At 70.6% G+C, this 2680-nt stretch carries 2 protein-coding genes and 1 pseudogene; all 3 read left to right on the top strand.

Annotation, left to right across the window (positions count from 1 at the left end):
* Window positions 1-145 (top strand): annotated as a pseudogene (locus ACFU99_RS40195) (LacI family transcriptional regulator); the annotation flags it as partial.
* A gap of 394 nt (window positions 146-539) precedes the next feature.
* Window positions 540-1616, top strand: coding sequence for a metallophosphoesterase (locus ACFU99_RS40190; protein ID WP_384402684.1), 1077 nt, complete (start codon window positions 540-542; stop codon window positions 1614-1616).
* A gap of 183 nt (window positions 1617-1799) precedes the next feature.
* Window positions 1800-2680: hypothetical protein (locus ACFU99_RS40185; protein WP_384402681.1), on the top strand; the 881-nt coding region annotated here is incomplete at its 3' end.

The following is a 2680-nucleotide window of genomic DNA, read 5'->3' as shown; positions in this document are numbered from 1 at the left end:
CGACGCCATCGAGGGGCTCGACACGGGACGCCCGGTGGAACAGGTCATACCAACCGAACTGATCGTGCGCACGTCGTCACAGCGCCGACCGCCGCGCACCACGGTCAGCCCTCCCCGCAGCCCCCGCAGCAGCGGCCCGGCGTAGCACTCGTGAACCCCGTAGATCTGTGAGTCCCGTGAGACCCGCGCACCCGTAAGCGGGATCGCGGAGCGGAGAAACCAGAGAAAACCAGAGAAAATCAGCGAAAAGCTGCGAAGAGCAGAAGGCCCGGGCCGGGCTCCCGTGCGCCGCCCGGGCCTTCCGCGCGCTCCCCGCCCCGGAGCATGAAGCCCCTAACGCGGGCAACAACCCGGCTGGGGCAGAATTAAGGGGAGGGAGCGAACGGTCCAATTGGGGAGAAAAGCACGGAGAAGTCCGGCCGTCCCCGATTGACAGCCCCCTGGTGCGTCGCACGCCGCGACGGTCATTCCTATGATGGGCGCACGACACCACGGACCGCCATCGACCAGGCAAGGTCCACAAGGTGCACGGCGGCGCGATGGTGGAGGGGTCGATGACTCAGGGGGCCGGTCTGGGACCCACGGCACGGACCACGGCGGCACTGCCGCCCTTCCCTGCGTACGCGCAGTCCGAGCCGCACGAGAATCCCCCCGCACCACCCGTACCGGGAGACGCGATGCCCCCCGGCTACACGCCCACCGAGCGGGACCTGCCGGTCATCGTCGCGGACCCGGACGTGCCCACCGTCGAGCTCACCCCGCTCGCCGACCCCGAGGCGCCTCTCCCCTCGAACGGGCCGGGCCCGCTGTACGTCGTCGGCGACGTCCACGGCTACCTCGACGAACTCCACGAGGCCCTGGCCGCGCAGGGGCTGATCGACGCCGACGGCCACTGGGCCGCCGGCAACGCCCGCCTCTGGTTCCTCGGCGACTTCACCGACCGCGGTCCGGACGGCATCGGCGTCATCGACCTCGTGATGCGGCTCTCCGCCGAGGCCGCGGCGGCCGGCGGCTACTGCAAGGCGCTCATGGGCAACCACGAGCTCCTCCTCCTCGGCGCCAAGCGGTTCTACGACACCCCCGTCAACTCCGGCGCGGGCACCGCCTCCTTCCAGGCCGCCTGGCTCATCAACGGCGGCCAGCGCACCGACATGGAGCGCCTCCAGGACCACCACCTCCAGTGGATGGCCCGGCTGGACGCGATGGCCGAGGAGGACGGGCATCTGCTGGTGCACTCCGACACCACCGCCTACCTCGACTACGGCGACTCCATCGAGGCCGTCAACGACGCCATCACCGAGGCGCTCCAGCGCAGCGACGCCGACGAGTGCTGGGATCTGTTCCGGAAATTCACCAAGCGCTTCGCGTTCCGCGACGAAGCCGGCCCGATGGCCGCCCGGGAACTGCTGACCGCCTTCGGCGGCTCACGTGTCGTCCACGGCCACAGCCCCATTCCGTACCTTCTCGGGGAGGTGGGGTCCGAGGACGGCGAGGACAACGGCGCGGCGGCCGTGGACGGTCCGCATGTGTACGCGGACGGCCTGGCGGTCGCGATGGACGGCGGCGTCACGATGGCCGGAAAGCTACTGGTGGTTCAACTTCCTCTGTCTGTCTGAGGATTCATTGGGCAGGGGTAGGGGCAGGTAGGAAATTCCACCGCGCGGGGGGAATTCGGGAAACAGACTGTCACCCCGTGCCAGAACGGCTCTACCATCGGCCTTATCCGTAGCAGGCTCTCCTCCGTTTCCGCCCAACTGCCCGGTGTAGGCCGGCTACAAGGCCCTACGGAGCATCGGGGGATGCACATGAACAGCGCTCCGCACCTGCTGACCGAGGATCGCCCGGAGTTCGAGCGAGTCCTCGACGAGGCGCTGCGTACCGCAGACCATGACCCGGAACTGGCCGCCCTAGGCCGGCGGCTCAACACTGAACAGCTGCGCACCATGGCGTTGGGCGCCGTGGCCGCCATCTCGGCATGCGCGGCAGCCGAATACCGCACCTACGTACAGGCGCGCGACGAACTGCGCGCGCCCGCGAACGTCGCCCGGCCGCAGCCGGTCGGCGGCGGAAGCGGCGGCGGTGATCAGGGCGACGACCGTTCGGCCGCCGTCGGGGTCGTCACCGCCATGAGCGAGGCCGCCGAGGCCGGAGCGGGGGCGGGAGCAGTGCTCGCCGTGCTCGCGCCGGTCCTCGCGGGCATCGCGGCTCTGCTCTTCCTCGTGATCGGATATGTCCTTCGCACCGTCAGCTCCGACGCCTCGGTCGCCGACCCGATGATCACCATCGGCTGGTGGTTCGGTGGTCTCACCGCCGCCGGAATCCTCGTCGCCATGGGCGCCATGCTGCTGACCGCCCTGCGCAACAACGGCCCCGCGGGCCGCGCGGGACGGGCGGCGGGCAAGCAGGCCGAGGCGGTGGCGCAGGCCAGGGATGCCTGGCGGCAGGCGCTGCTGCACCGCGGCGTACTGCCCTTCCTGCGCGAAGCGCTCGCCACCGCGGGTCCGCCGGCCCCGCGGACGACGTATGTGCCGAGGCCCTCGGGGGTCAACCGGACCCCGCACCTCGGCTACTCCCGTCCGGGCTTCTCCAGCCCGGACGCCAACAATGAGCACGCCTCCCGGCCCCGGTTCTCCAGCCCGGACTTCACGAGCCCGGACTACGGAGGCCCGGACCACCGGCC

The organism is Streptomyces sp. NPDC057654 (assembly GCF_042800135.1).
GTDB lineage: Bacteria > Actinomycetota > Actinomycetes > Streptomycetales > Streptomycetaceae > Streptomyces.
The sequence above is the reverse complement of the archived record's forward strand: the minus strand, read 5'-3'. Positions and strand labels throughout refer to the sequence as shown.